This is a genomic window from Collinsella sp. LCP19S3_B7, from assembly GCF_052121795.1.
In the GTDB taxonomy this organism is placed as follows: Bacteria; Actinomycetota; Coriobacteriia; order Coriobacteriales; family Coriobacteriaceae; genus Collinsella.
The window spans coordinates 1-22,603 of sequence record NZ_JBQKDO010000002.1 but is presented as its reverse complement, the minus strand read 5'-3'; the positions used below and the strand labels follow the sequence as shown (position 1 = coordinate 22,603).

General features: G+C 61.9%; 22 protein-coding genes. 9 read left to right on the top strand and 13 right to left on the bottom strand.

The window, feature by feature from the left end; genetic code table 11:
• Window positions 1-8: 8 nt before the first annotated feature.
• Window positions 9-2,579, bottom strand: coding sequence for a glycosyl hydrolase (locus ACTQW0_RS01030; RefSeq protein ID WP_441566492.1), 2,571 nt, complete (start codon window positions 2,577-2,579; stop codon window positions 9-11).
• A gap of 116 nt (window positions 2,580-2,695) precedes the next feature.
• On the opposite strand from ACTQW0_RS01030, the gene ACTQW0_RS01025 reads away from it, so the two are divergent.
• From ACTQW0_RS01025 to ACTQW0_RS01010, 4 genes are all read left to right on the top strand, one after another.
• Window positions 2,696-3,703, top strand: a complete 1,008-nt coding sequence (locus tag ACTQW0_RS01025; protein WP_441566490.1) for an AraC family transcriptional regulator — start codon at window positions 2,696-2,698, stop codon at window positions 3,701-3,703.
• A 172-nt stretch (window positions 3,704-3,875) separates the two neighbouring features.
• Window positions 3,876-5,324 (top strand): glycoside hydrolase family 1 protein, encoded by a 1,449-nt coding sequence (locus ACTQW0_RS01020; RefSeq protein WP_441566488.1) that lies wholly within the window; start codon window positions 3,876-3,878, stop codon window positions 5,322-5,324.
• A gap of 263 nt (window positions 5,325-5,587) precedes the next feature.
• Window positions 5,588-6,124, top strand: coding sequence for a PTS sugar transporter subunit IIA (locus ACTQW0_RS01015; protein ID WP_441566486.1), 537 nt, complete (start codon window positions 5,588-5,590; stop codon window positions 6,122-6,124).
• A gap of 233 nt (window positions 6,125-6,357) precedes the next feature.
• Window positions 6,358-6,915 (top strand): hypothetical protein, encoded by a 558-nt coding sequence (locus tag ACTQW0_RS01010; protein WP_441566484.1) that lies wholly within the window; start codon window positions 6,358-6,360, stop codon window positions 6,913-6,915.
• Window positions 6,916-7,175: 260 nt separating this feature from the next.
• Here ACTQW0_RS01010 and ACTQW0_RS01005 read toward each other — a convergent pair whose 3' ends face one another.
• The 8 genes from ACTQW0_RS01005 to trxA form a co-directional block, all read right to left on the bottom strand.
• Entirely contained in the window at window positions 7,176-7,844 is a 669-nt protein-coding gene (locus ACTQW0_RS01005) for an HAD family hydrolase (RefSeq protein WP_441566482.1), read from the bottom strand.
• Window positions 7,845-7,968: 124 nt separating this feature from the next.
• On the bottom strand, window positions 7,969-9,003 hold the full coding sequence (gene hypE, locus ACTQW0_RS01000) for a hydrogenase expression/formation protein HypE (RefSeq protein WP_441566480.1): 1,035 nt from the start codon (window positions 9,001-9,003) through the stop codon (window positions 7,969-7,971).
• 48 nt (window positions 9,004-9,051) lie between these two features.
• On the bottom strand, window positions 9,052-10,164 hold the full coding sequence (gene hypD / locus ACTQW0_RS00995) for a hydrogenase formation protein HypD (protein ID WP_441566478.1): 1,113 nt from the start codon (window positions 10,162-10,164) through the stop codon (window positions 9,052-9,054).
• Window positions 10,164-10,424, bottom strand: a complete 261-nt coding sequence (locus ACTQW0_RS00990; protein WP_441031941.1) for a HypC/HybG/HupF family hydrogenase formation chaperone — start codon at window positions 10,422-10,424, stop codon at window positions 10,164-10,166. The genes hypD and ACTQW0_RS00990 overlap by 1 nt, the downstream gene beginning before the upstream one ends.
• Before the next feature lie 134 nt (window positions 10,425-10,558).
• Complete coding sequence (hypF, locus tag ACTQW0_RS00985) at window positions 10,559-13,216, bottom strand: carbamoyltransferase HypF (protein ID WP_441566476.1); 2,658 nt, start codon at window positions 13,214-13,216, stop codon at window positions 10,559-10,561.
• A 117-nt stretch (window positions 13,217-13,333) separates the two neighbouring features.
• A complete protein-coding gene (gene nikR / locus ACTQW0_RS00980) occupies window positions 13,334-13,840 on the bottom strand; it encodes a nickel-responsive transcriptional regulator NikR (RefSeq protein ID WP_370450671.1) in 507 nt (168 codons plus the stop codon).
• A 1-nt stretch (window position 13,841) separates the two neighbouring features.
• Window positions 13,842-14,090 (bottom strand): hypothetical protein, encoded by a 249-nt coding sequence (locus ACTQW0_RS00975; protein WP_006235225.1) that lies wholly within the window; start codon window positions 14,088-14,090, stop codon window positions 13,842-13,844.
• A gap of 219 nt (window positions 14,091-14,309) precedes the next feature.
• Window positions 14,310-14,630, bottom strand: a complete 321-nt coding sequence (trxA, locus tag ACTQW0_RS00970; protein ID WP_427719294.1) for a thioredoxin — start codon at window positions 14,628-14,630, stop codon at window positions 14,310-14,312.
• Between the two features lie 136 nt (window positions 14,631-14,766).
• On the opposite strand from trxA, the gene ACTQW0_RS00965 reads away from it, so the two are divergent.
• Window positions 14,767-15,342 carry a hypothetical protein gene (locus ACTQW0_RS00965; protein WP_427719297.1) on the top strand — a complete coding sequence of 192 codons (576 nt, stop codon included), beginning with the start codon at window positions 14,767-14,769 and terminating at the stop codon, window positions 15,340-15,342.
• Between the two features lie 60 nt (window positions 15,343-15,402).
• Here the strand turns inward: ACTQW0_RS00965 and ACTQW0_RS00960 are convergent, their stop codons facing one another.
• Together ACTQW0_RS00960 and ACTQW0_RS00955 are read right to left on the bottom strand one after the other, a co-directional pair.
• Window positions 15,403-16,680: a sensor histidine kinase gene (locus tag ACTQW0_RS00960; RefSeq protein ID WP_441566474.1), complete on the bottom strand. Its 1,278-nt coding sequence runs from the start codon at window positions 16,678-16,680 to the stop codon at window positions 15,403-15,405.
• Window positions 16,680-17,402, bottom strand: a complete 723-nt coding sequence (locus tag ACTQW0_RS00955) for a LytR/AlgR family response regulator transcription factor (protein ID WP_441063863.1) — start codon at window positions 17,400-17,402, stop codon at window positions 16,680-16,682. The genes ACTQW0_RS00960 and ACTQW0_RS00955 overlap by 1 nt, the downstream gene beginning before the upstream one ends.
• Window positions 17,403-17,694: 292 nt before the next feature.
• Between ACTQW0_RS00955 and nadA the strand changes: the two genes are divergently transcribed.
• The 4 genes from nadA to ACTQW0_RS00935 are packed head-to-tail and all read left to right on the top strand — an operon-like array spanning window position 17,695 to window position 21,562.
• Window positions 17,695-18,720 carry a quinolinate synthase NadA gene (gene nadA, locus ACTQW0_RS00950; protein WP_441566471.1) on the top strand — a complete coding sequence of 342 codons (1,026 nt, stop codon included), beginning with the start codon at window positions 17,695-17,697 and terminating at the stop codon, window positions 18,718-18,720.
• A 56-nt stretch (window positions 18,721-18,776) separates the two neighbouring features.
• Entirely contained in the window at window positions 18,777-20,153 is a 1,377-nt protein-coding gene (locus ACTQW0_RS00945; protein ID WP_370450670.1) for an L-aspartate oxidase, read from the top strand.
• A 3-nt stretch (window positions 20,154-20,156) separates the two neighbouring features.
• Window positions 20,157-21,017, top strand: a complete 861-nt coding sequence (gene nadC / locus ACTQW0_RS00940) for a carboxylating nicotinate-nucleotide diphosphorylase (RefSeq protein WP_441566469.1) — start codon at window positions 20,157-20,159, stop codon at window positions 21,015-21,017.
• The gene (locus ACTQW0_RS00935; protein WP_441015374.1) at window positions 21,017-21,562 is read left to right on the top strand and encodes a transcription repressor NadR; all 546 of its coding nucleotides are present in this window, start codon (window positions 21,017-21,019) and stop codon (window positions 21,560-21,562) included. The genes nadC and ACTQW0_RS00935 overlap by 1 nt, the downstream gene beginning before the upstream one ends.
• Before the next feature lie 237 nt (window positions 21,563-21,799).
• Here ACTQW0_RS00935 and ACTQW0_RS00930 read toward each other — a convergent pair whose 3' ends face one another.
• Both ACTQW0_RS00930 and ACTQW0_RS00925 read right to left on the bottom strand, forming a co-directional pair.
• Window positions 21,800-22,051 carry an indolepyruvate ferredoxin oxidoreductase subunit alpha gene (locus tag ACTQW0_RS00930; RefSeq protein WP_158564522.1) on the bottom strand — a complete coding sequence of 84 codons (252 nt, stop codon included), beginning with the start codon at window positions 22,049-22,051 and terminating at the stop codon, window positions 21,800-21,802.
• A 270-nt stretch (window positions 22,052-22,321) separates the two neighbouring features.
• Window positions 22,322-22,510: an IS3 family transposase gene (locus tag ACTQW0_RS00925; protein WP_441566645.1), complete on the bottom strand. Its 189-nt coding sequence runs from the start codon at window positions 22,508-22,510 to the stop codon at window positions 22,322-22,324.
• Between the last annotated feature and the right edge of the window lie 93 nt (window positions 22,511-22,603).

Below are 22,603 nucleotides of genomic sequence, written 5' to 3'. Positions count from 1 at the left end.
GGACAGGTTTATTTTGGCAGGTTTTGCCCGCAAAGGGTAACGGGGCCGAGGATGCCGCTGGGGGCGACGGGCTCGGTGAGGGCGAAAATGTCGGGGATCGCATGGTCGAGCGTGTTGATGACGTCGATCGTGAGCTCATGCGCACCGGCGGAAAGTGCGCCGGCGGCAAAACGATAGGGCGGGCAGATGCGTGTGCCGAGCGGGCGTCCATCGAGCGTGAGCGTCGCGGTTTCGTAGACGTCTCCCAGGTCGATTGTGGCGTCGGCGCAATCGTTGGCAAGCTCAAACGACGCATGATATCGGTAGGTGCCGCAGGTGCCGGTGGACAGATCGGCTGTAAGGTCGCACAGGTGCTTGAGCTTTCGTGATTCACCAAAGGCGCCATTGCTGCCGGCAGGAGAGAGGGCGACGGTCCATGGGCCTTCGATGCGCAGGCCGAGCAACGTGTCAGCGTCGATTGCGCCGTCTCCAGGCGCATTCTCGCTGCTCGTTTCCAAAACAACGATGCAGCTCTCGAAGGGTGCGAGCTCCAACGCACCGTCAAACGCAACGGGCCCGGCGCCGTTTAGCAGGTCGAGCCGCGTGCCGCAAAGGCGCTCGCCTGTCGCAAGTGCAACCGTGCAGTCGATATGCTCGCGTGGGTGTTCGTTGACGAGCATAACGTAGGTCTCGCCCACCCGCTCGTAGCGAAGTGCGCGTAGCCAAGGCTGCGGTGTGTCAGGCACAACGGTCTGCAGTCCCGCGCTTGCAAGCGCGCGGGCGACATCGGCGAGCGGCGTTGCGACGAGCCCTCCCAGCTCGACCGCGCCATCGGTATCGTAGAATGTGCCGGGCACCTCGTCGACGGCAAGCACCATAACGCCTGCATCCGCCATGCGTCTCACTGCCTCCGCCGTCGTAGCGCCAATAAATGAAGCTCCTGGCATAACAAACGCCTGGTAACGACAATCGTTTACGGTAAGTAATCCGTCGGCAATCGAAACCTCGTAACGGTTCTCATCCTCAAAAGCCTCGGCGGGCACAAAATCAAAGTCGATCTGCGCGCGCGTGAGCTCTGCCGCCACGCGCTCGATAGGCATGGCGTTGCCGGCCCATTCGGCATCGGCATGGTACAGGATGGCAACGGGGCGCATGGCATAGCCTCCTGAAAGCAGCGTTGCCGTACGGTTCATATAGCTCATGAGCTGGCCAAAGTGCGGCCATTGCGGATTGTTGCCGTGTGCGTAAAAGTGCGGCGGGCAGTCCCAATCGGGGAAGGGCGCCATGCTAAACGCGTGCGGCGTAAACCAGTTAATACCGCGGACGAGCATGTGGTCGGCGATCCATTTCATCTCGCGCAAGCCCTCGTGCCAGCCGAAGGCGCCAAAGACCTCGGCCATGCAGCGCCCCTGCTTTTTGGGGTCGAGGCGTGCGGCCGAAGAGCCCAACTTGGCGAGCGCGTAGGTAAAGAACTCCATGTTCCACGCGCCGTGGAAGTAGCTGTAACGTCCGTGGTCGACGCCGGGGGCAAGCTGGTTGATGACAACGTCGATGCCCGCCATATCCTGCCCGGCGACCGCGCGGAAGTAGTGTCCGGCGCCCTGGCCCAGGCGCGTGTGGCAACTCTTGTCCTCAATCACATGTCCGATGTGCATGACGCCGCGCTTGCGGCACCAGTCACCAATCTGCTCGTCAAAGCACGCGCGGTAGAGTTGCGTGGCGATGTCCATGTAAGTGTGGCGGACCCGAGCGCCGGCGGGGTCGCGCGTCCAAAGGCCGCGGAGCTCGGCAAGCCAGCTCGCGCTCAACTCCTCGTGTAAGCGGCGGGCAAGCTCATCCGACCAGGGCAGTGCCATATCACCGCGTCCAATAAAGCTGCTGGTGGAAGCGTCTTCGAGGGTCGCACCCTTCTCGTTCATAAAGCCCGGTTCATCGGTAAAGAAGCCCAGAATGGTCTTGCCGAACTCGTCGCCCAGATGCTCAAACGTGGGTTCGTAGACGGCGTTGATGAGCATACGGCACGAATCGGCGTCGACCATGTTGATGTACTCATCGCGATAGCCGGTCTTTTGGCTGGTGACGTAGAGCTCGAGGGTGGTGATGCCGGCAGGAGCGTCAAAGCGCAGGCGGACGGGAGTGCCGTCCTCGGTCTGTTCAACGGCGAGCTCAAGGTCGAGCGGTGCACCGGCGGCGTCGAAAGTCGCCGTGCCCACAAAGCGCTCCGTGGGATCCATAAGATTGCCGAGCTTAATGGTCGTGGACGGCTGGGGACCGACGACCGTTACCGTGTGATGCTTAAGCACGGTCTTTTTGAGCGCGGTGTCTACATCCTCGCCTGCAAGCGCGCCGTTGGCGTAGCCCGTGGGAAAGTGGGCATCATCGAGCAGCCAGATCTTCAAGTCCAGGCGCTTGCACTCGCCAATGATAAAACGCAGGTCGGACCACCAGCCGTCGCGACAAAACTCGGGATGCGTGCGCGATTCGAGGCAGACCTCGTGGATGTCCGCCCCGGCAATCTGCTCTAAGTATTCGGTAATCGTCTCGCGCGCCTCGCCCTTGAGCCACAAGAACGGAAGCACATGGTTGTCGTATGCCGCCATATCCACTCCTCTAAAACAAACCTTTTAAATCGATTGAAGCCAGAGTACGTCGCGCGCACACTCCTGCTAATATCAAAACCACGGCAGAATATGACCAAATCAATGATGGTGGCGCTATGGATATCGCACGTTTGGACAATCTTTTGCTCAAGCTGACCGACAGCGAGCGCGCTTACTGCGCAGGCACCCGCTATGACTGGAACGATGCGTTCAGCTCGGGTCATCAGCAGAATATCGGTGAAAAACATATCCATAAAATCGGTGACCCGACGCGAGCCCTGCACCAAGAAGGCATGCCTGAGGGCCTGTCAATCGTGCGCAACTCGCGCTTTAACCCCGTGCCGGAGCATGTGCACAATTATGTCGAAATCAGCTATGTCTATCGAGGGCATGCGCCGCAGGTCGTCAACGGCGCACAGCTCACGCTTGCCCAAAACGAGGTGCTCTTGCTCGACGCGGCCTGTCCGCATGCCGTAGGCGAGCTCGGCGAGCATGACATTATGCTGAGCATCGTCATCTCGCGGGTGATGTTGCACCGCAGCCTAGAGCAGAGCCTGTCGCCGTCAAGCGCCGTCTCGCAGTTCCTCATTAATGCCCTCAATGACGAAACCGACCACCGCGGTCATGTGCATTTCCGCACGGGCAACAGCCGCCGCGTGCGCCGATATATGCAGGAGATGCTGTGCGAGCTTCTGGAGCCGACGGCGGCGAGTCCCCAGATCGTGTCGAGGCTGTTTGAGTTGCTGCTGGTCGAACTTATGCAAAGCTATGAGACATCGCTGCTGCAGGCGGACATGCCCACGCTGCCTTCGGCGCAGGTCGCGGCCGCCGTGAGCTACATCGAGCGCCATGCCTGCGATTGTACGCTCGAGGACGTAGCTCGCCACCTGCATCTGAGTCCCAACTACGCAAGCGCGCTGCTCAAACGGCAGACGGGCCGCACGTTTATGCAACTCGTGCAGGAGAGCCGCCTGGCACGCGCGGCAACATTGCTCGACGCCGGCGCCACTGCCGAAACCGCGGCGCGCGAGGCCGGCTACGCCAACATGAGCTTCTTCTACAAAAAGTTTGCCGAGCGCTATGGCTGCACGCCGGCCGTCTACCGCCGGCGTTTGTCCGAATAAAACCTGCCAAAATAAACCTGTCCCTTTTTGGCAGGTATCAGGAAGTGTCAGGGGCGGGGCGGTGACGGGGCGCAAGGGCGAAAAGAAGTGTCGGGTTTGGTGCGCCCGCTTCTGCCCGTCCCGCGCGTGGGCGATACTCAGCTTATCGACCCGCGATGCAAAGGAGATGCTCATGGCAAACATCAAGTTCCCCGAGGGTTTCTATTGGGGCGGCGCCACCGCCGCCAACCAGTTTGAGGGCGCTTGGAACGTGGACGGCCGCGGTGCTTCCGTCGACGATCATTTCTTGGGCGGCAGCTACAAGGAGCCGCGTCAGATTACGATCGACATCGACCCCAACCGCTTCTACCCCAATCATGACGGTATCGATTTCTACCACCACTACGAGGAGGACATCGCGCTGTTCGCCGAGATGGGCTTCAATATGTTCCGCATGTCCATCTCCTGGAGCCGTATCTTTCCCAACGGCGACGACGCTGAGCCCAACGAGGCCGGCCTCGCCTTCTACGACCGCGTCTTCGACTGCCTGCGTGCCCACAATATCGAGCCGCTCGTGACCCTCTCGCACTACGAGATGCCCTATCACCTGGTCGAGAAATACAACGGCTGGGCGAGCCGCGAGCTCATCGGCTTCTTTGAGAAGTACTGCCAGACCGTCTTCGACCGCTATCAGGACAAGGTCAAGTTCTGGCTCACCTTCAACGAGATCAACTGCGGCACTCAGGACATGGGCAACCTCTTTGAGACCAGCATGATTCAGGGCTTTGAGGGTCCGGCGTCGGCGGTCCACACCACGCCGCAGGCTCGTATGCAGGCGTTGCATCACCAGTTTGTCGCCAGCGGCCGCGTCGTGCGCTATGCCCATGAGCATTACCCGCAGTTTAAGATGGGCAACATGGACTGCTTCATTCTTTCCTATGCCGCCACGTGCGATCCGGCCGACGTGTTCGCCACGCAGCAGGAGATGAATACCATGAACTGGTACTGCTCCGACGTGCAGGTGCGCGGCAAGTACCCGTTCTATGCCAAGCGCTTCTGGGCCGAGAACGATGTTGAGCTCGTGATGGAGGACGGCGACCTGCAGGATATCGCCGACGGCAAGGTTGATTTCTACACCTTTAGCTACTACATGTCCGGCACCGTGGGCACCCACAAGGACCACGAGATGACCGAGGGCAACATGGCCTTTGGCGGCAAGAATCCCTATCTGGAGTCCACCGACTGGGGCTGGCAGATCGATCCGCTGGGCCTGCGCATCGCCCTCAACGAGATTTACGCCCGCTACGAGATTCCGCTGATGGTGGTCGAGAACGGCATGGGCGCCTACGACGAGGTCGAGGAGGACGGCTCCATCCATGACCCGTATCGCATCGCCTACCTGCAGAGCCACATCAAGGCCATGGGCGAGGCCATTGCCGATGGCGTTGACCTGATAGCCTACACCTGGTGGGGTCCCATCGACCTGGTTTCCGCCGGCACTGGCGAGATGCGCAAGCGCTACGGCTTCATCCACGTCGATAAGTACGACGACGGGACCGGTACCTATGAGCGCCGCCGCAAGGACAGCTTCTTCGCATACCAGAAGATCATCAAGTCCAACGGCACCGAGGGCTTGGAATAATTGAGCCCCGGCGTTCCGCCGAACGCCGGACCGGCCGCCGACTACGTGACCACCGACGTCGATGACGACGGCATCTGGAACGCTTTTGTTCACCTGGGGCTTATCGAGGCTTAATCGACAATATGAGTGCCCATGGGAAAAGGTTTTGGAAGGGCTTGGAAGGGCTTGTGATTCGGGCCCTCGCCTTAGCATTTTGGCCATTTGGCACTATAATCACCATAGGTATGCGCATAACGTTGCGCTTAATCAAGAGGAGAAAACGTATGGGTCTGTTTGATATGTTCAAGAAGAAGGCTGAGCCCGTGGCTGCCGCTGCTCCGGCCTCCATTTCTGCTTCTGCCGGCGCCGACGTGCTGTGTTCGCCCGTCAAGGGCAAGGTCATCAAGATGGCCGACGTGCCCGATCCCGTCTTTGCTGGCGAGGTTTTGGGCAAGGGCTGCGCCGTGTGGCCCGAGGACGACCTGGTCTACGCTCCCTGCGACGGCAAGGTGACCGTCACCATGGGTCACGCCGTGGGCCTGCAGTCCGATAGCGGCATCGAGGTTCTGGTGCACGTTGGCGTCGATACCGTCAACATGAATGGCGACGGCTTCGACGGCTTCGTCAAGGCCGACGACGTCGTGAAGGCCGGCCAGTCCTTGCTCAAGATCGACCGCGCCAAGATCGCTGCCGCCGGTTACAAGGACTGCGTCGTCGTGGCCGTGTCCAACACCGCCGAGTTTGCCGATGTCGAGCTCGCCGTCGAGGCCGAGTCTGCCGTCGCCGCCGGTGACGCCATCGTTAAGGTCGTCCGCAAGTAGTCTGCGGCATCCAGAAGATGCACAAGGGTGGTCGGGTTATCCGGCCACCCTTTTTTAGTAGGCCGAGTAGGCGCATTTTATTGCAGGGGGCTTGCTTTATGGGCCATTCACTCGTCAAATTGAGCCGCCCACGCTTTTGCGACGTAGGGGGTTGAACGGAGCCGCTAATATGGACCTACTGTTACGACGTGCGCTGCGCGGGAAACGCAGCGCCGCTTGTTTGGAGGAATGTCATGAAAAAGAAGCTGCTGCTTGCGCCCCTGATGGCTGCCCTGGTCGCGTGCGTGGTTTTGCTTTCCGGCTGCGGAGGGCCTTCGGTGGAGGAGCTCATCACCAACGACCTTACGAGTCAGTTTGACGAGATCAAGAACGGCGGCGATGACTTCCTTTCCGGCCTGGAAGAGGCTTCGGGCGACGAGTTTGAGCAGCTGGGCATCGATCCCGAGGAGTATGCCAAGAGCTATCTCGAGGGTTTTGATTACAAGATCGGTGATGTGACGGTCGATGAGGACAAGGGCACCGCGACCGCCGAGGTCACCATCACCTGCAAGTCCATGAACAAGATCGTCGAAGATTTCGCCACCCAGTATCAGGAGAAGATCGCCGCACTCGATACGATGCCTTCCGAGGACGAGTTGTACAAGATGGCCGGCCAGGTGATGGTCGACGTGACCAAGGCCGCTAAGACCAAGGACACCAAGGTCACCTTTAAGTATTCCGCCAACGAGGATAACGAGTGGTCTGCCGACGATTCCGCAACCACCGAGATGATGAATGCGATGATGAGCTAGGGGGTTACGCGGTTCTACGAACCGCGTAACCAGTTGACGCTGCGCGCCGCCCAGGACGACAATTTGTCATTCAAAAGGCGAGGCATGACCAGAAGGTCTATGCCTCGCCCTTTTCATGCCAACTTGTTCGTCCTGGACGTCGCTCGCTGTCCGTCCTCTACCTGCGACGTTGCCATTGTTTGACCAGCCGTTTAAGAACGTCCCCAACGACTACTTTCCGCGCAACAGCATTGCGGCGGCTGGGTTGAGCAGCGCTGGCGTTACTCGCCCAGCACCAGCGCCGCGAGCTCTGCCTGGCTGTCCACCACGTAGTCGGCGCCGGCGGCTTCCAGCTCTGCGCGGCCGCGGAAGCCCCAGCTGACGCCTGCGCTCTTAAGACCGGCGTTGTGGCCGGTCAGGATATCGACATTGGAATCGCCTACGTAGAGCGTGGTCGCCGGGTCGGCGCCCAGCTCTTCCATCACATGCAGCGTGACGGGTGCCTCGGGCTTGGGCGGAAATGCATCGACACGGCCCTGTACCAGCGCAAAGCGCTCGGAACCAAAATACTTCTCGATAAGCGGGGCCGCCGAGACGTGGTCCTTGTTAGTGAGCACGGCAAGCTGCACACCCGCGGCACGCAAGCGGTCGAGCATCTCGATCGTGCCGGCATAGGGGGCGGTGTGGTCCTCCTTGTGCTCGCCGTAATAAGCCCTAAACTCGGCAAGCGTCTGCTCAAACATACGGCCGTCGCCCGCGTACTCGGCGGGCATAAAGCGCTCAACCAGCTTGAGCATGCCGTTTCCCACCTTGTAGCGGTACTCGTCAACGGCAAACGTGGGCCAGCCGTGCGCCTCGCAGGTATGGTTGCCGGCGGCTGCCAGGTCCTCGAGCGTGTTGAGGATGGTGCCGTCCAGATCAAAGATCACATGGGAAAAAACTGCTGCCATGAGAGCTCCCGTCGTTGGGTTTCAAAACGCACCCCATAATACTGGGCTTCCGCGTTGGGTGTGCTTGGAATCTGAACATCTCCAGGGATATCAGGTGACATCGCGCCACTCATGAGATTCCGCCCTAGCAAATTCTCGGCAGCTGCTCTCCCACGAGCATGTCGAGGATGCGGGTCGAGCCCCAGCCGGTGCGCACGCGCACGGCGGGATGGGCGTCCGATCCAAGCGGCAGCACGCGGCCGATGATCGCGGCGTTCTCGCCGTAACGGGCGGAACGCATGGCGGCTAGAGCCGCATCGGCCTGCTCGGCCGGCACCACGGCGACCATCTTGCCCTCGTTTGCCACCTGCAGCACATCGTAGCCGAGCATTTCGCAGGCGGCCTGCACGTCGGGACGCACGGGCACGGCATCCTCGTCGATCTCCATGGCAACACCGCTGGCCTGGGCAAACTCGTTGAGTGTGGACGCCAGGCCACCGCGCGTGGGGTCGCGAAAGCAACGCGTGCCGGGCGCTGCGGCCAAAACGTCGGCAATCAGGTGGTTGAGCGGCGCGGCATCGCTTTCGATCGCGCTCGAAAACGCCAGGCCCTCGCGTTGGCTCATGATGGCGATCCCGTGGTCGCCCAGTGTGCCTGACACCAGGATAACGTCGCCGGGGCGGCAGTTGGCGCCGCTGAGCGCCACGCCCGTGGGAACCTCGCCCACGCCGGCGGTATTGATGTAGACGCCGTCGGCCCCGCCGCGCTCGACCACCTTGGTGTCGCCCGTGATTATGGACACGCCCGCCTCGTGCGCCGTCTCGGCCATGGTCTGCACAATCTGGCGGAGCTTATCCATGGGATAGCCCTCTTCGAGGATAAAGCCGCACGAGAGGTAGCGCACGTTGGCGCCCGAGGTCGCGACGTCGTTGACGGTTCCGCACACGGCGAGACGGCCGATGTTGCCACCGGGGAAGAACTGCGGCGAGACTACAAAGCTGTCGGTCGACATGGCGATGCGCCCGCTCGCGGGCAGCGCGGCGACGCCGGCGTCGTTGCCTTCGAGCAACTCGGGCGCCCCAAAGGCATCCAAAAAGACCTCATCGATGATGCGTTTCATCATCTGACCGCCGGAGCCATGGCCCAACAGGACGGTGCTATCGGTGATGCTATGGGACATATCCAAAACTCCAATCGTGGGTGGTATCAGTGTGCGGGTGCGTCCGGACTAGTCGCGATAGCGGTAGTACGCCGCGCAGCTGCCTTCGGAGCTCACCATGCACGGGCCGACGGGGTGCTCGGGCGTGCAAGTGCGGCCAAAGAGCGGGCAGCTGCTCGGCGTAATGGCCCCGCGCAGCACGTCGCCGCAGCGGCACCCACGCGGCTCGACCGTCGCCTCAACGGGCACGTCAAAGCGGGTACGGGCATCAAAGCGCGAGAACTCGGGGCGGATGGAAAGGCCCGAGTTGGCAATCGGCCCCAGCCCGCGCCATGTGGTGTCGCATGGCTCAAACACCTGCTCGACCAGCTGTCGCGCCACGGGGTTGCCGTCTGCGTTGACGCCACGGCGGTAGGCGTTGTCGATCGCGGGCCTGCCCTCGACAGCCATCTGGATCAGCATGCAGATGCCTTGCAGGATATCGACCGGTTCAAATCCCGTGACCACGCCCGGGGTATCGAACTCGTCGACCAAAAAGCTAAAGGGCGCCAAGCCCATGATAGTGGCGACGTGGCCCGGCAAGATAAAGCCGTCGATGGCGGTCTCGGGATCGTTGGCGATGGCGCGCAACGCCGGCGGCGTGGTCTTGTGGACGCAATAGACCGAAAAGTTCAAAAGCCCGCGCGCCTCGGCCTCCAAGATGGCAGCGGCGATGGTGGGCGTCGTAGTCTCAAAGCCCACGCCCAAAAAAATGACCGGACGATCGGGGTTTTGCTCGGCAATGTCGAGCGCATCGAGCGGGGAGTAGACGATGCGGATATCGCGCCCTGTCGCCTTTTGCGCAGCGAGCGAGGTGGACGATCCGGGCACGCGCATCATGTCGCCAAAGGTGGTGATGATGGCGCCGTCTATGTTGGCGAGCGCGATCGCGTGGTCGATGTCACGGTTGGCGGTAACGCAGACGGGGCAGCCCGGGCCGCTCAGCAGCTTGAGCCCGGCCGGCATAATGGAGCGAAAGCCATAGCGGCCGATGCTCACGGTGTGCGTGCCGCAGACTTCCATAAGGTTGATGGTACGGTCGCCGACAAGACCGCGAATGCGTTCGATGAGCTCGCGAGCCAGCTTGGGGTCGCGAAATGCCGAAAAGTCGATACCGGAGCGCACCGGCTGTCCGGCCGCCACTAGTATGCCTCGGCCGGGTTGCTGGCCAGTTGGTCTTCTTCGGCCAGTTCGGTCATGGCGTTAACGAGCTCGAGCGTTTCTTGCGCTTCCTGCTCGTCGACGATTTGGATGCCAAAGCCGGCGTGCACGAGAATATAGTCGCCAACCTGCGCCGTCGGCACGAGTCGCAGCGACACCGGACGCTCGACGCCCATCATATCGACGGTGGCCTTGAGGTCGTCGTCGCGTTTGACTACTTTACCGGGGACGGCAAGGCACATATTGTTCCCCTTTTAGACGCTTTGCGCTGGATAGGCGCTCAATAATCCATCAGTTGATGGTAGCGCTCGCGGGGTTCGCGGGCAAACGCGTTACGCCTGTGAGACGGCTGGGCACAGCGGTGTGCGAGAGCGAGCTACTGCGATGCGATCTGCGCAAGACGAGCGCTTGCGACCGCCGCCTGACCGTAGGCGATGCAGCCGTCATTGACGGGCACGGTATGGGGGATAAGGACAGTAAGACCTGCGCTTTTGAGCTCGCGGGTGAGGAGCTGGAGCAGAAGTCGGTTCATGAACACACCGCCCGAGAGCGCAACGGTATCGAGGCCTTCACGGGTGCAGATCTCGCTGGCGATGCGTGCCGAAGAGCGCGCGACGGCGACATGGAAGTCGAGTGCGAGCCTGTCGGCGGGCACACTGGCTCTGGTTCCCTCCAAAAGCGCCGCAAAAAGTGAGCTGGGGCTCAGGACGAGAGACCTGCTCGAGGTTGCTTGGACAGTTAGTTCAGATTTGTACTTTTTAGAGTGGTAATGGGTGGTATAGATCGTCTGCGAGGACCCCGAGTGGGTTGATTTGGGGTATCCGGCGGGCGAATTAACCGCAAATGAGGTGCCTGGAGAGCCCTCTTCGGGGTAATCTGAGCCAAAACCGTTGGTTAGAGGGTCTGTTTTTAATACAAATCTGAACAAACTGTCCAGTCGCAATGGGTCAGATGCGGAACAGCCGTCTTTATCGCCGGGAACATGGGTAATTTTGCTGCCGAGCGCGCGCCAGGCGGCGGCTTCGAGTTCGATGGCGGGCTCGCCTTCGTAGGTTGCCTGCCCGCAAATGCCCAAAACTGCAGCGGCGGCGTCAAAGAGACGCCCCATACTGCTCGTGCGTGGGCTGTTGATGTTCCGCTCGATCATCGTTGCCGTCACGCTGCGTGTTTGCTCGTCTAGGCCGTCCAAGAGCCGCTCGGCCCCCGGATGTTCAAGCAGGCCGAGCTCGCTGAGCAGGGCAAAGGCGTTGCGGCGTGCGTCGCGCACGGAGACCGCCCCGCCGGGGAGCGTCCAGGTGCGCAAATGCGCGGCGCGCTCAAAGCCGCCAAGGCTGGCAACAAGAAACTCGCCGCCCCAAATGGTCCCATCGGTGCCGGCGCCGGTGCCGTCAAAGGCGATGCCAAGGACGCGCGCGTCGGTTGTAAGCTGGCCCGCGGCAATCGCCTCTGCCATTACGCTCGCGATGTGCGCATGATGGTGCTGCACCTCGACGAGCGGCAGATTGCATTTTCGCGCCTGCTCGCGCGCCCACTGGCTCGATAGATAGCTGGGGTGTAGATCGCAGGCCAAGGCGGCGGGCGCCAAGTCAAAGAGATCTTCCAAGCGCGTGCGCGCGGCGTTCCAGGCATCGAAGGTCCCGCCGTTTTCAACATCGCCGATATACTGCGACACAAAACAGGCTGCCTCGCCGTTCGTCCCTTCACGCGTGAGCGCAATCGTGGCCTTTTGTTGTGGCCCGCAGGCGAGCACGCAGGACGGAGCGCCGTCGAGCGCCGGCAACGGCAGCGGCTGGGGTGCATATCCGCGAGCGCGGCGAACGGGCATGGCGACCCCACCGACCACGCGCACCACGGAATCATCGTAGCGCGAGAGAATCGCACGGTCGTTGCCAAGTAGCGCGTCAGCGATGCCGGCGGCAACAAGGTGCTCCCATGCAAGGGTATCATCGGTCTCGATGGGTTCTTCGCTCAGGTTTCCGCTGGTCATGACGAGCGCGTGCATACCGCGGGCTTCTGCCGCGGCAAGCAACAGATGCTGAAGCGGGGTGTAGGGGAGCATAACGCCGAGCTCGGGTAGATCGTGCGCGACGGACGGCGCGAGCACGTTGGGGGAGCCGCCGCTCTCGCAAACGGCACGTCGGCGCAGCAGCACAATGGGGCGAATGCTGCCGGTCAGCAAGCCGCGTTCAACGTTGTTGACATGGCACAGGCGTTCAACATCGGCAAGGTCGCGTACCATAACGGCAAGCGGTTTGTTGCTGCGGCGTTTGCGGCGGCGAAGCTCGGCTACCGTCTTCTCGTTGGAGGCGTCGCATGCCAAGTGAAATCCGCCCAGACCCTTGATGGCGACGATACCGCCGTTGGCCAGCAGCTCAACACAGCGGTCGATAATGGCGTCGCTGGTCTCGCGCGTGGTGCCGACGGTCAGCGACGCGGCGGCTTCGCCGGCCTCGCGCCACGTAATGTGCGGCCCACAATCAAAGCAGGCATCGGGCTGCGCGTGAAACCGCCGGTCAAGCGGGTCGCCATACTCTGCGGCACAGGTGGGGCACATGGGAAAGCAATCCATCGAGGTGGCCGCTCGGTCATAGGGCAGCGACCGGATGATGGTAAAGCGCGGTCCGCAGTTGGTGCAGTTGATAAAGGGATAGTGAAAGCGTCGGTCGGCGGGGTCGAACAGCTCGTGCAGGCAGTCGTCGCACGTGGCGATGTCGGGCGAGACGAGCGTCGTGTGGGCGGTTTGATCCTGCGATGCCACAATGCGAAAGCCCCGCTCGTTGGCGGCGTCCCAGTCGCCGGGCGCTAGGTCCATAACCTCGACATGCTCCACACGAGCCGCCGCAGGCGTATGCTCGGAAAGCGCGGCGACAAATTCGTCGAGCGCCTCGCTTAGAGCGTGCGCCTCGATATGCACGCCATCGCCCGCGTTAAGCACCCAGCCGCAAATGCCGTGCGCCATGGCCTCGCGATACACAAACGGTCGCATGCCGACGCCCTGCACAATGCCCGTTACATGGATATGCGCATGTCGCATGCGACCCTCCTTCATCGAGACCTGCCAAAAAGGGACAGGTTTATTTTGGTAGGTAAAACGTTAAACCTGCCAAAACAAACCTGTCCCTTCTTGGCAGGTGCGCCGCGTAAAGACCCGCTACAGCCCCAGGCTCTGCTCGGTGGCGGCGCAGGTGAGCTCGCCGTGCTTAACGCCGCGCAGGCCCAGCAGACGGTCAGCCAGCTCGTAGACACGCTCGCCGCGACCCTTGAGCGCCAGAATTTCCAGGCAGTTGTGGTGGTCCAGATGCACGTGCATGGTCGAGACAATCTCGTCGGTGTAGTCGTGCTGCACCTCGTCCAGACGGCGCGTCAGATCGCCGGTGTGATGGTCGTAAATCATGGTGAGCGATCCGATGACCTGCTCGTCGGGCGTTCGCATCTGCTCCTTGGCAATGGAGGCGCGAATCAGGTCGCGCACGGCCTCGGAGCGGTTGGCAACGTCGCCGCGGCGCGCGATTTGCTCGTCAAAGCGGCGCAACAGGTCGTCGGGCGCGGTGACCGAAAAACGGACCAGCTCGGAGGCGGAGCCGCTGAGGCGGCAGCCCACGTCGCCGGTCGGCCCGTGCGGATGCTCGTGCTCGCAGGCGTGCTCGTGCTCGGCCACGCTACACCAGCTTTACGGAGCCAACGGAGTTATGGTCGGCCTCGATGGCCTCCTCGTAGCCCTCGAGCGCATCGTGCGCCTCGTGGAGCGCCGCCATGGCGGCCTCGAGCTTGGCGCCGATGCGCTCCATGTCAAAGTTCTCGGTCGCATGCAGCAGCTGATGGCTCCATTCGTGGGCGAGCTCGATCGTGTCGTCGACCTGCTTGACGCTCATGGCAAGCTGGCTCATGTTCATTCCGACGTCATGCATGGGAATCTCCTTATGTTCGGGACAATCCAGTGGTTCAGATTCTACTACGCCCGCTTTACGCATCGCCGCATAAGAAAACGGGTGCGAGTCCGTCTGACCCGCACCCGTTCACTGGGGGCTGTTTGTGATTACCATACTATCCGTGGTCGCGGGCGCAACACCCGGCTCTCCGGCGAGCGGCACAAAACCACTCATGGACGGCAACACATGACCGGCGTATTACAGGTGCTTCTCAAGCAGCGCCTGCAGCCTGGCCTTGGGCAGTGCACCGACGGAGCGGTCGATTTCCTCGCCGTTCTTAAAGACAATCAGCGTGGGGATGCTCATAACGCCAAACTTCATGGCCAGGTCCTGATTGTCGTCGACGTTGCATTTGGCGACGGTAATCTTGCCGGCCAGCTCGTCGGCCACTTCGTCAACAATGGGCGAGAGCGAACGGCAGGGACCGCACCACGGTGCCCAAAAATCAACCAGCACGGGAAGGCTGCCGTTAACGACGGAATCGAAATTCTCGGGGGTAATTTGCTTAATGTCAGCCATGGTGACCTCCATAGTGCGACGCGGCTCGGCCGCGTAAAACTCAATACGACCGTGCTTATACCCAACGGCCCGCAATGCAACCACTCGCGGGCGGCTCTTTTATATAATGGTGGGCATGCAAACGATTGGAGAGCGCATGCCCACGTCACAAAGCCAGAAAAAAGAAGCCATCGCCCAGGCGGCCGAGCAGGAGCTCGCATCGCTCGCGGGCCGCGGCGTGCGTATCGCGGGTAACGCGTGCTCGCCAATTGTGCTGGTAAAAGGTGATTTAGACGATGCCGAGCGCGCAGGTGGCGAGTTGGCTGCCGGTCCAGACGGCGCCGCGTTGCGTAAGGCGCTCGGCGCCATCGGTTACGCGCCCGAGGATTTCTGCGTGCTGGCAAGTGTTGCCGGCGCGGGCGACGGGGCGGTTGCGGCAGGCGAGGACCTGCCGTGCGAGCTGTTCCGCGAGGCGCTCGAGGCCTTGGACCCCGAGGCGGTCCTGCTGCTGGACGATCGCGCGGCCGATACCATGCGCGAGACCTACGCAGACATGCTCGTGGCGATCGACGACTTTGATACCGCCATGCTCAAGCCCGGCTTGGTCGCCCACGTGCAGGGTCGTCGCGTACTCGCGCTCGACGGCTTTGAGGCCGCGCTGACCGACAAGGCCGCCAAGCAGCGCATGTGGGCCTACATCAAGCAGCTGACCCCGGCCGCCGCGCCGCTGTAGCGGACTGGCGCCGGCAAGGCGGTCCTGATGGGTCGAGCGCGGCGCCGACTTGTCGCGCCCTTACATCACTGCGCGAAGCTCAAACCGATCGCCGTGAATGCGAAACTGGCAGTTGCCGTTCATGCGCTCGACGGCAAGCTTAATGCTCCTGGTTCCAAAGCCGTGTCCGGTGTGCTCGGCCACGGGCATGCCGTCGACCATGCGCGGCGGGCGCCCAAACGTGTTGGAGACCAAAAGTAGCAGTTGTCCGTCCTCGCAACGCAGGTCCAGATCGACAAATCGCTTGCCCTGGGGAGCGGCGCTTGCGGCGACGATGGCGTTGTCCAGGGCGTTTGAGAGCACGCTAAACAAATCGACGTCGGCTACATGGACGCTCTCGGGCACGGCGGCGCGCAAATCGGCGCTGATGCCGTTTCGGTTGATATCGGAGCTAAATGACGAAAGCACGATATTGACCGTGTCGTTGGCGCAGTAGCGGCGCACAGCGGTGCGGTCGTTTGTCTCGCAGAGCTCGTCGATGCGCTCGAGCGCCTCGTCGATGCGGCCCTCCTCGATCAAAGCCGCAAGGCCGCGCAGGAAGTGCCGCATGTCGTGGCGGAGAACCGAAAGCTCACGTCCAGATTGGCGCCAGGCCTCGAGCTCCTTGATGGCTGCGCTGTCGCGGGTCGCGAGCATCCAGCGCTCGCGCTCGGCGATTTCCTTTGCCTCGTATTCGCGCAGATACACAGTAAGAAACATGAGGTAGAACGCGCAAAGCGCAAACGCCAAAAACTCAACCGTCACCACGGAGCCCGAGTGGAAGAGCGTGGTGTAGACGTTGGTGGCGTAGTCAAAGATGTAATAGACGAGCGGCAGGATGAGCAGAATCTCGAGCTCGGTGGGGGTTTTAACCGCCAGGCGCGGACCGATGTCGCTGGCCCAATGCAGCAGGATTGCAAAGACGACGGCCGTGGTGATAATGCGTGCCGCGTAGTACGCGAATTGCGAGTCGGTGGCGGCGAGCGCGGCGATGCCCATCCAGTTGCTGAACTGGCAGCTCAGATAAGCACTGGTGACGCCCAGCATAACGAGCAGCGGGCTCAGGCGATAGCGCGCGCACAGGTAGATGACGAGCGGCAGATGCACGACGAGCGGATATACCTGACGGGCGAAAAGCTCGCCGCCGACGGCATTGGCGAGGCCGAATGCGCATCCGGTTACGGCGCCGACCATCACCAGCTCAAGCGCATGACGCCGGTTGATCTCGATACCGCAGAGCGCCGCCGAGGCAAAAACGCCAAAAAGCAGGGTCGTTGCGTGGTGGATTGCCCAAAGTACCATCTCGGCCGCGGGGAGCATTAGCGCCTCCCGCTCTCGAACCGTGCCGCAAAGTAGGCATCCTGGAAACCCTGCTTGCAGCTGCGCGCCAGCGGGATGCAAGCGCCCGAGCGCATGACGATATCCGTACGGTTAAAGTGGTCGATATTGCGCAGGTTGACCTGGTAGCTACGGTGACATTTAAAGAAGTTCGCGTTTTTGGCCAGCTGGTCCTCGATGTTGCGGAACGGCTCGAGCGCTTCGATGTCGCGCCCGTCGCGCAGGTGGAATACCACGTGCTTGTTGCGGGCCTCGGCGTATTCGATATCGGACAGGCGCAGGGCATGGTATCCAAAGGACGTTTTGGTCACGAGCTCATCGGTCGCGTCAGGTCGCATGCTCGAAAGCTCGTCGAGCAGTTGCGCCAGGCGTTCGTACGCTACAGGCTTGAGTAGGTAGTCGAAGGCACGGACCTCATAGGACTCCAGCGCGAACTCGGGCGATGAGGTGAGGAACACCAGACGCACGGCTGTATCGGATTGGCGCAACTCCCGCGCGGTGTCCATGCCGTTGACGAGCGGCATGATCATGTCGAGCAGAATGATGTCGGCGCGCGATGCGGCATGGCGGGCCAGCAGGTCCTCGCCGCGCGTGACGAGTGCAACGTCGACCGCCGTGCCCGTCTCGGTCGACCAGCGGTCGATCATCCGGTGCAGTCTATCTAGAAAAGCGACGTCGTCGTCGCAGGCGATGATCTTGAGCATTCGGGCCCCCTTAGTAATTCGATTTTGCCACATTGGGTGCGTGCCGCCCGCGGAGGAACACCCCGTTTGCGCCCCACGGTGCGCAACTCGCGCCGAGCAGTATTGCGGTGGCGAAAGATGCCTCCTGCGCTATCGAGAGCTCGACTATCCTCAGCTTGCCAGTTCGAAAATGGATCCGCCCCAAGATTGAATCCTTATTCCAACTTTACACCTGGCTTTACAGCTGTCTTGTCAGCTGTAAAGCCAGGTGTCATACTAAAGCCCCAAGATTCGCCAAAAGAGAGGGGCCTTGATGGCACAGAGCGCGAACATGGATGCATCGGAGCTTGCACGCGATATCGCGGCCGGCCTGGCATCGGCAACGACGGCAACGGAGCGCGCGGCACTGGTGCCCGCAGAGCTCGTCGAGGCCATTCATCAGCTAAAAACCCAGCGTGACGCAGTGATCCTGGCGCACTATTATGTGGCGCCCGAGGTTCAGGCTGTGGCCGATTTCGTCGGCGACAGCTTCTACCTGGCAAAGCTTGCCAAGAGCCTGCCGCAGCAGACTATCGTGCTGTGCGGCGTGGAGTTTATGGGCGAGAGCGCCAAGCTGCTCAATCCCACCAAGACCGTGCTGCTGCCCGAGCCGGGCGCGGACTGTCCCATGGCGCACATGGTCAAGCACGAGACGGTCGACGCGGCGCGCGCCGAATATGGCGACGACCTGGCCGTGGTGTGTTACGTCAACTCGACGGTCGAGATCAAGAGCTGGAGTGACGTGTGCGTTACCAGCTCTAACGCCGTCAAGATCGTCTCCGAGCTGCCGCAGCAGCACATCTTGTTCATTCCCGATCAGAACCTGGGCCGCTTTGTGGCCGAGCAGGTGCCCCAAAAGCACGTCATCCTCAACAACGGCTACTGCCCGCGCCATCACATCATCACCGTCGAGCAGATTGTCGACGCGCAGGAGGCGCACCCCGACGCGCTCGTGCTGACGCACCCCGAGTGCAAGGCCGACGTCCTGGCCGAGGCCGACTACATCGGCTCCACTGCCGGCATCATCAAGTATGCCGAGGAGTCGGACGCGAGCGAGTTTATCATCGTGACGGTCCGCGGCGTGCTCTACGAGCTTGAGCGCCGCTGCCAGGGCACCGGCAAAAAGTTCTACTTCCCCGCGGTGCAGCCCACCTGCGTCAACATGGATCTCATCACGCTCGAAAAGCTCGTGCGCTGCCTGGAGACGGGCGAGGGCGAGGTGCAGATCGGCGTGTCGGATGAGACCGCCGACCAGGCCAAGCTCACGCTCGACCGCATGCTCGAATACGCGGCGCGCTAAGCCAATGTGACATGAGGGACCATCCCTTATGCCACATTACAAGGGAGAGGATTCCTGTGGAAACCAAACAATGCCCCGACATGGAGTGTGACGTCGTCATTGCCGGTTGCGGCGTGGCGGGCCTATACGCGGCCCTTAATCTGCCGACGAGCACGCGCGTGATCATGCTCTCCAAGGGCGCTGTCGACGAGTGCGATTCGATGCTCGCGCAGGGCGGTATCTGCGTGCTTCCCGAAGGCTCTGACTACGACGCCTTCTTTGAGGACACCATGCACGCCGGCCACTACGATAACCGCCGCGAGAGCGTCGACATCATGATCCGCTCGAGCCGCTCGGTCATCAACGACCTGCTCGCCATGGGCGTGGACTTTGAGCGCAAGGCCGACGGCAGCCTCGACTTTACCCGTGAGGGTGCGCACAGCCGCCCGCGCATTGCCTTCCATGCCGACATTACGGGCAAGGAGATCACGACCAAGCTCCTCCAGGCCGTTCGCAAGCTGGATAACGTGCAGATTTTGGAGCACGTGGCCATGACCGACATTCTGACGGGCGAGCGTGATGGCGCCACGGCGTGCCTCGGCGTCGTCGCCGTTCCCGTGGACGAGGACAACTCGGTTCGCCCCGCCGACGAGCTGGCAAATGCCGCCGAGGGCGTGCATGCCGGCGAGCCGTTTAAGATCCATGCCCGCCACACGCTGTGGGCGACAGGCGGTATCGGCGGCGTGTACGACCACTCGACCAACTACCCGCAGCTCACGGGCGATGCCTGCTACATTGCCCAGGAGCACGGCATTAAGATGGAGCACCTGGACTACGTGCAGATTCACCCCACGGGACTGTTCTCGCCGCAGCCGGGCCGCACCTTCCTGATCAGCGAGAGCTGCCGCGGCGAGGGCGCGATTTTGCTCAACGCCGCCGGCGAGCGTTTTACCGATGAGCTTCAGCCGCGCGATGTGGTCGCTGCCGCTATTCGCGAGCAGATGAAGCAGGATGGTACCGAGCACGAGTGGCTGAGCTTTGCCCCCGTTGAGCGCGACGTGGTGACCGGACACTTTGCCAACATTCGCGCACGCTGCCTGGAGGACGGCCGCGACATCTTGGACGAGCCCATCCCCGTCACACCCACGCAGCACTACTTTATGGGCGGCGTGTGGGTCGACAAGGACGGCCGCACCTCGATGCCCGAGCTCTACGCCGCCGGCGAGACGGCCTGCAACGGCGTTCACGGCAAGAACCGCCTTGCATCAAACAGCCTGCTCGAGGCGCTGGTCTGGGGTCGTCGCGCCGCGTGGCACATGCGTACCGGCCAGTCGCTCGCCGTGGAGCAGGCGGGCGAGCCCGCGCTCGACGGCCGTCATCGCGCCCTGAGCGCCGACACCCTGGCAATCGATGATTTGGCCCGTGCCGCCGGCACGCAGGCCGTGGAGGAGTAGACCATGAACCCCATTACCATGAAGCTCGTCGTCGATGATCTGATTCTGCAGGCTCTGCGCGAGGACATTACGTTTGAGGACGTGAGCACGGCAAGCGTGTGCCCCACGGCGCGTCCCGCCACGGTGGAGCTCATCGCCAAGGCCGATGGCATCATCGCGGGCCTGGATGTGTTCGCTCGCACCTTTGAGCTGCTGGATTCGCAGAGCTCGGTACTGTTTGATGTTGCCGATGGCGACGAGGTGCACGCCGGCGACCATGTGGGCCAGGTACGCGGCGATGCGCGCGTGCTGCTTTCGGGCGAGCGCGTGGCGCTCAACTACCTGCAGCGCATGAGCGGTATCGCTACCTATACGCACCAGATGGCTGCGGCGCTCGAGGGCACCAAGACCGTGCTCGTCGACACGCGCAAGACCACACCGGGTATGCGCGTCTTCGAGAAGGCCGCGGTCGAGATCGGCGGCGGCAGCAACCACCGCTACAACCTGTCGACGGCTGTCATGCTCAAGGACAACCACATCGACGCCGCCGGCGGCGTGGCGCGTGCGATCGAGATGGCGCGCGCCCATGCATCGTTTACCGCGACGGTCGAGATCGAGTGCGAGAACCTGGACATGGTGCGCGAGGCCGTGGAGGCCGGCGCCGATATCATCATGCTCGACAACATGACCCACGATGACATGGCTGCCGCGATTGAGCTTATTGCCGGTCGCGCCAAGACCGAGTGTTCGGGCAACGTGGATGCCAGCAATATCCGTGCGCTTGCCGACCTGGGCGTTGACTTTATTAGCTCGGGAGCGTTGACGCACTCTGCGCCGATTCTCGACCTCTCGCTTAAGCACCTGCGTCTGCTGGACGGTAAATAATGGACGCCCGCGAGCGTCGCCGTGCCATCATGGGCGTGCTCGAGCGAGCCAAAGACCCCGTCTCCGGCAGTACGCTTGCTCGCGAGGTGGGTGTGAGCCGCCAGGTTGTCGTGCAAGACATCGCCCTGCTGCGCGCCGATGGGCACGATATCGTGGCGACCAATCGCGGCTACGTGCTGCAGGAGGCCCCCAGCAGCCCCGCCGTGCCCACGCGCCTGGTCAAGGTTCGCCATAGCATGGAGCAGGCAGGCGATGAGCTCACGAGTATCGTCGACGCCGGAGGCGCCGTGCTCAACGTGATCGTCAATCACCGCGTGTACGGTAAGATCACGGCCGACCTGGACATCCGCAATCGTCGCGATGTTGAGCGCTACCTGCACGATATCGAGAGCGGCAAGAGCTTTCCGCTACTAACGGTGACGAGCGGCTATCACTTCCATCGCATCGCGGCAGAGGATGAGCAAACCCTCGACGAGATCGAGGCTATGCTCAAGGAGAAGGGCTATCTGGCAGACCTGATGCCCTACGAAGACGATCTATCGTAGCCGATGCTGCAAACGCCCCTAAGCGGCAATCTGACGTTCAATCGTCGGTCGCGTACAAAAGTACGCTTCCCTCCTCTTTCACGTCACCTTGCTCGCTTAGGGGCGTTTTCGCTGACTTATGCTCAACCTGCGACGGTGCCAAATTAGCTATCCGCACAAAAAAGAGGCCTCTGCGGCGATGCGGAGGCCTCCTTTTTTGTGCACGGTGTACTTGTGAGTGTGCAAGTGGGGGAGTTGTTACTCCTCGACGATCTCGGTGATCGCGCCGGCGGGGCAAGCGTCCTGGCAAGCGCCACAGGCGACGCAGGAGTCCTCGTCAGCAACGGTAGCGACGTCCTGGAGCTCCAGAACGCCAGCGGGGCAGGAGTCGACGCAAACGCCACAAGCGATGCACTCGTCGGCATCAATTACGGGATGAGCCATGGTAGTTTCCTCTCTGTTGACCGACGCTACAGGCGATGCGCGCCGGTTTGATTCGGGCAAAAACATACCACGCGAGCGACCGTTTGCAATACCCTCTGGCCGGCATCTTCATACCATTCGCCGAGTATGCCACGGCTTACTAAGAAACGCACTGGTGAGGCTGGTGAGCTGTGCAGATGTTAGCTATAGGTGACTCGAATTATTGAGCAATTGAGTGGGCTTTCGGAAAGCGCATCCCGTTATCTGGTCGAAAAACGGGTCGCAGTTTCCGGTTGGGCCCGCTAGCGGAAACTGCGACCCGGTATCAGCTGGGACTGCGGACGATTTCTTGGACCGTTACGCGGCCCTTCCCAGCGCGGCGCGGAACTCGGCCGGCGTGCGGCCGCCGAGCGCATCGCTGCGCCTCTCCGTATTGTATCGGCCGATCCAGCCCCCGAGCTCCTCGATGAAGCGGGCAGGGGTCCAGCCCGACCAGTCCCTGCCGTGCCAGAACTCCCTCTTGAGCAGGCCGAAGAAGCCCTCCATCGCCGCGTTGTCCGGGCTGCAGCCCTTGGCGGACATGCTCCTGGCGAGGCCGTGCCCCTCGCAGATCGAGATCCAGCCGGGCCAGCGGTAGTG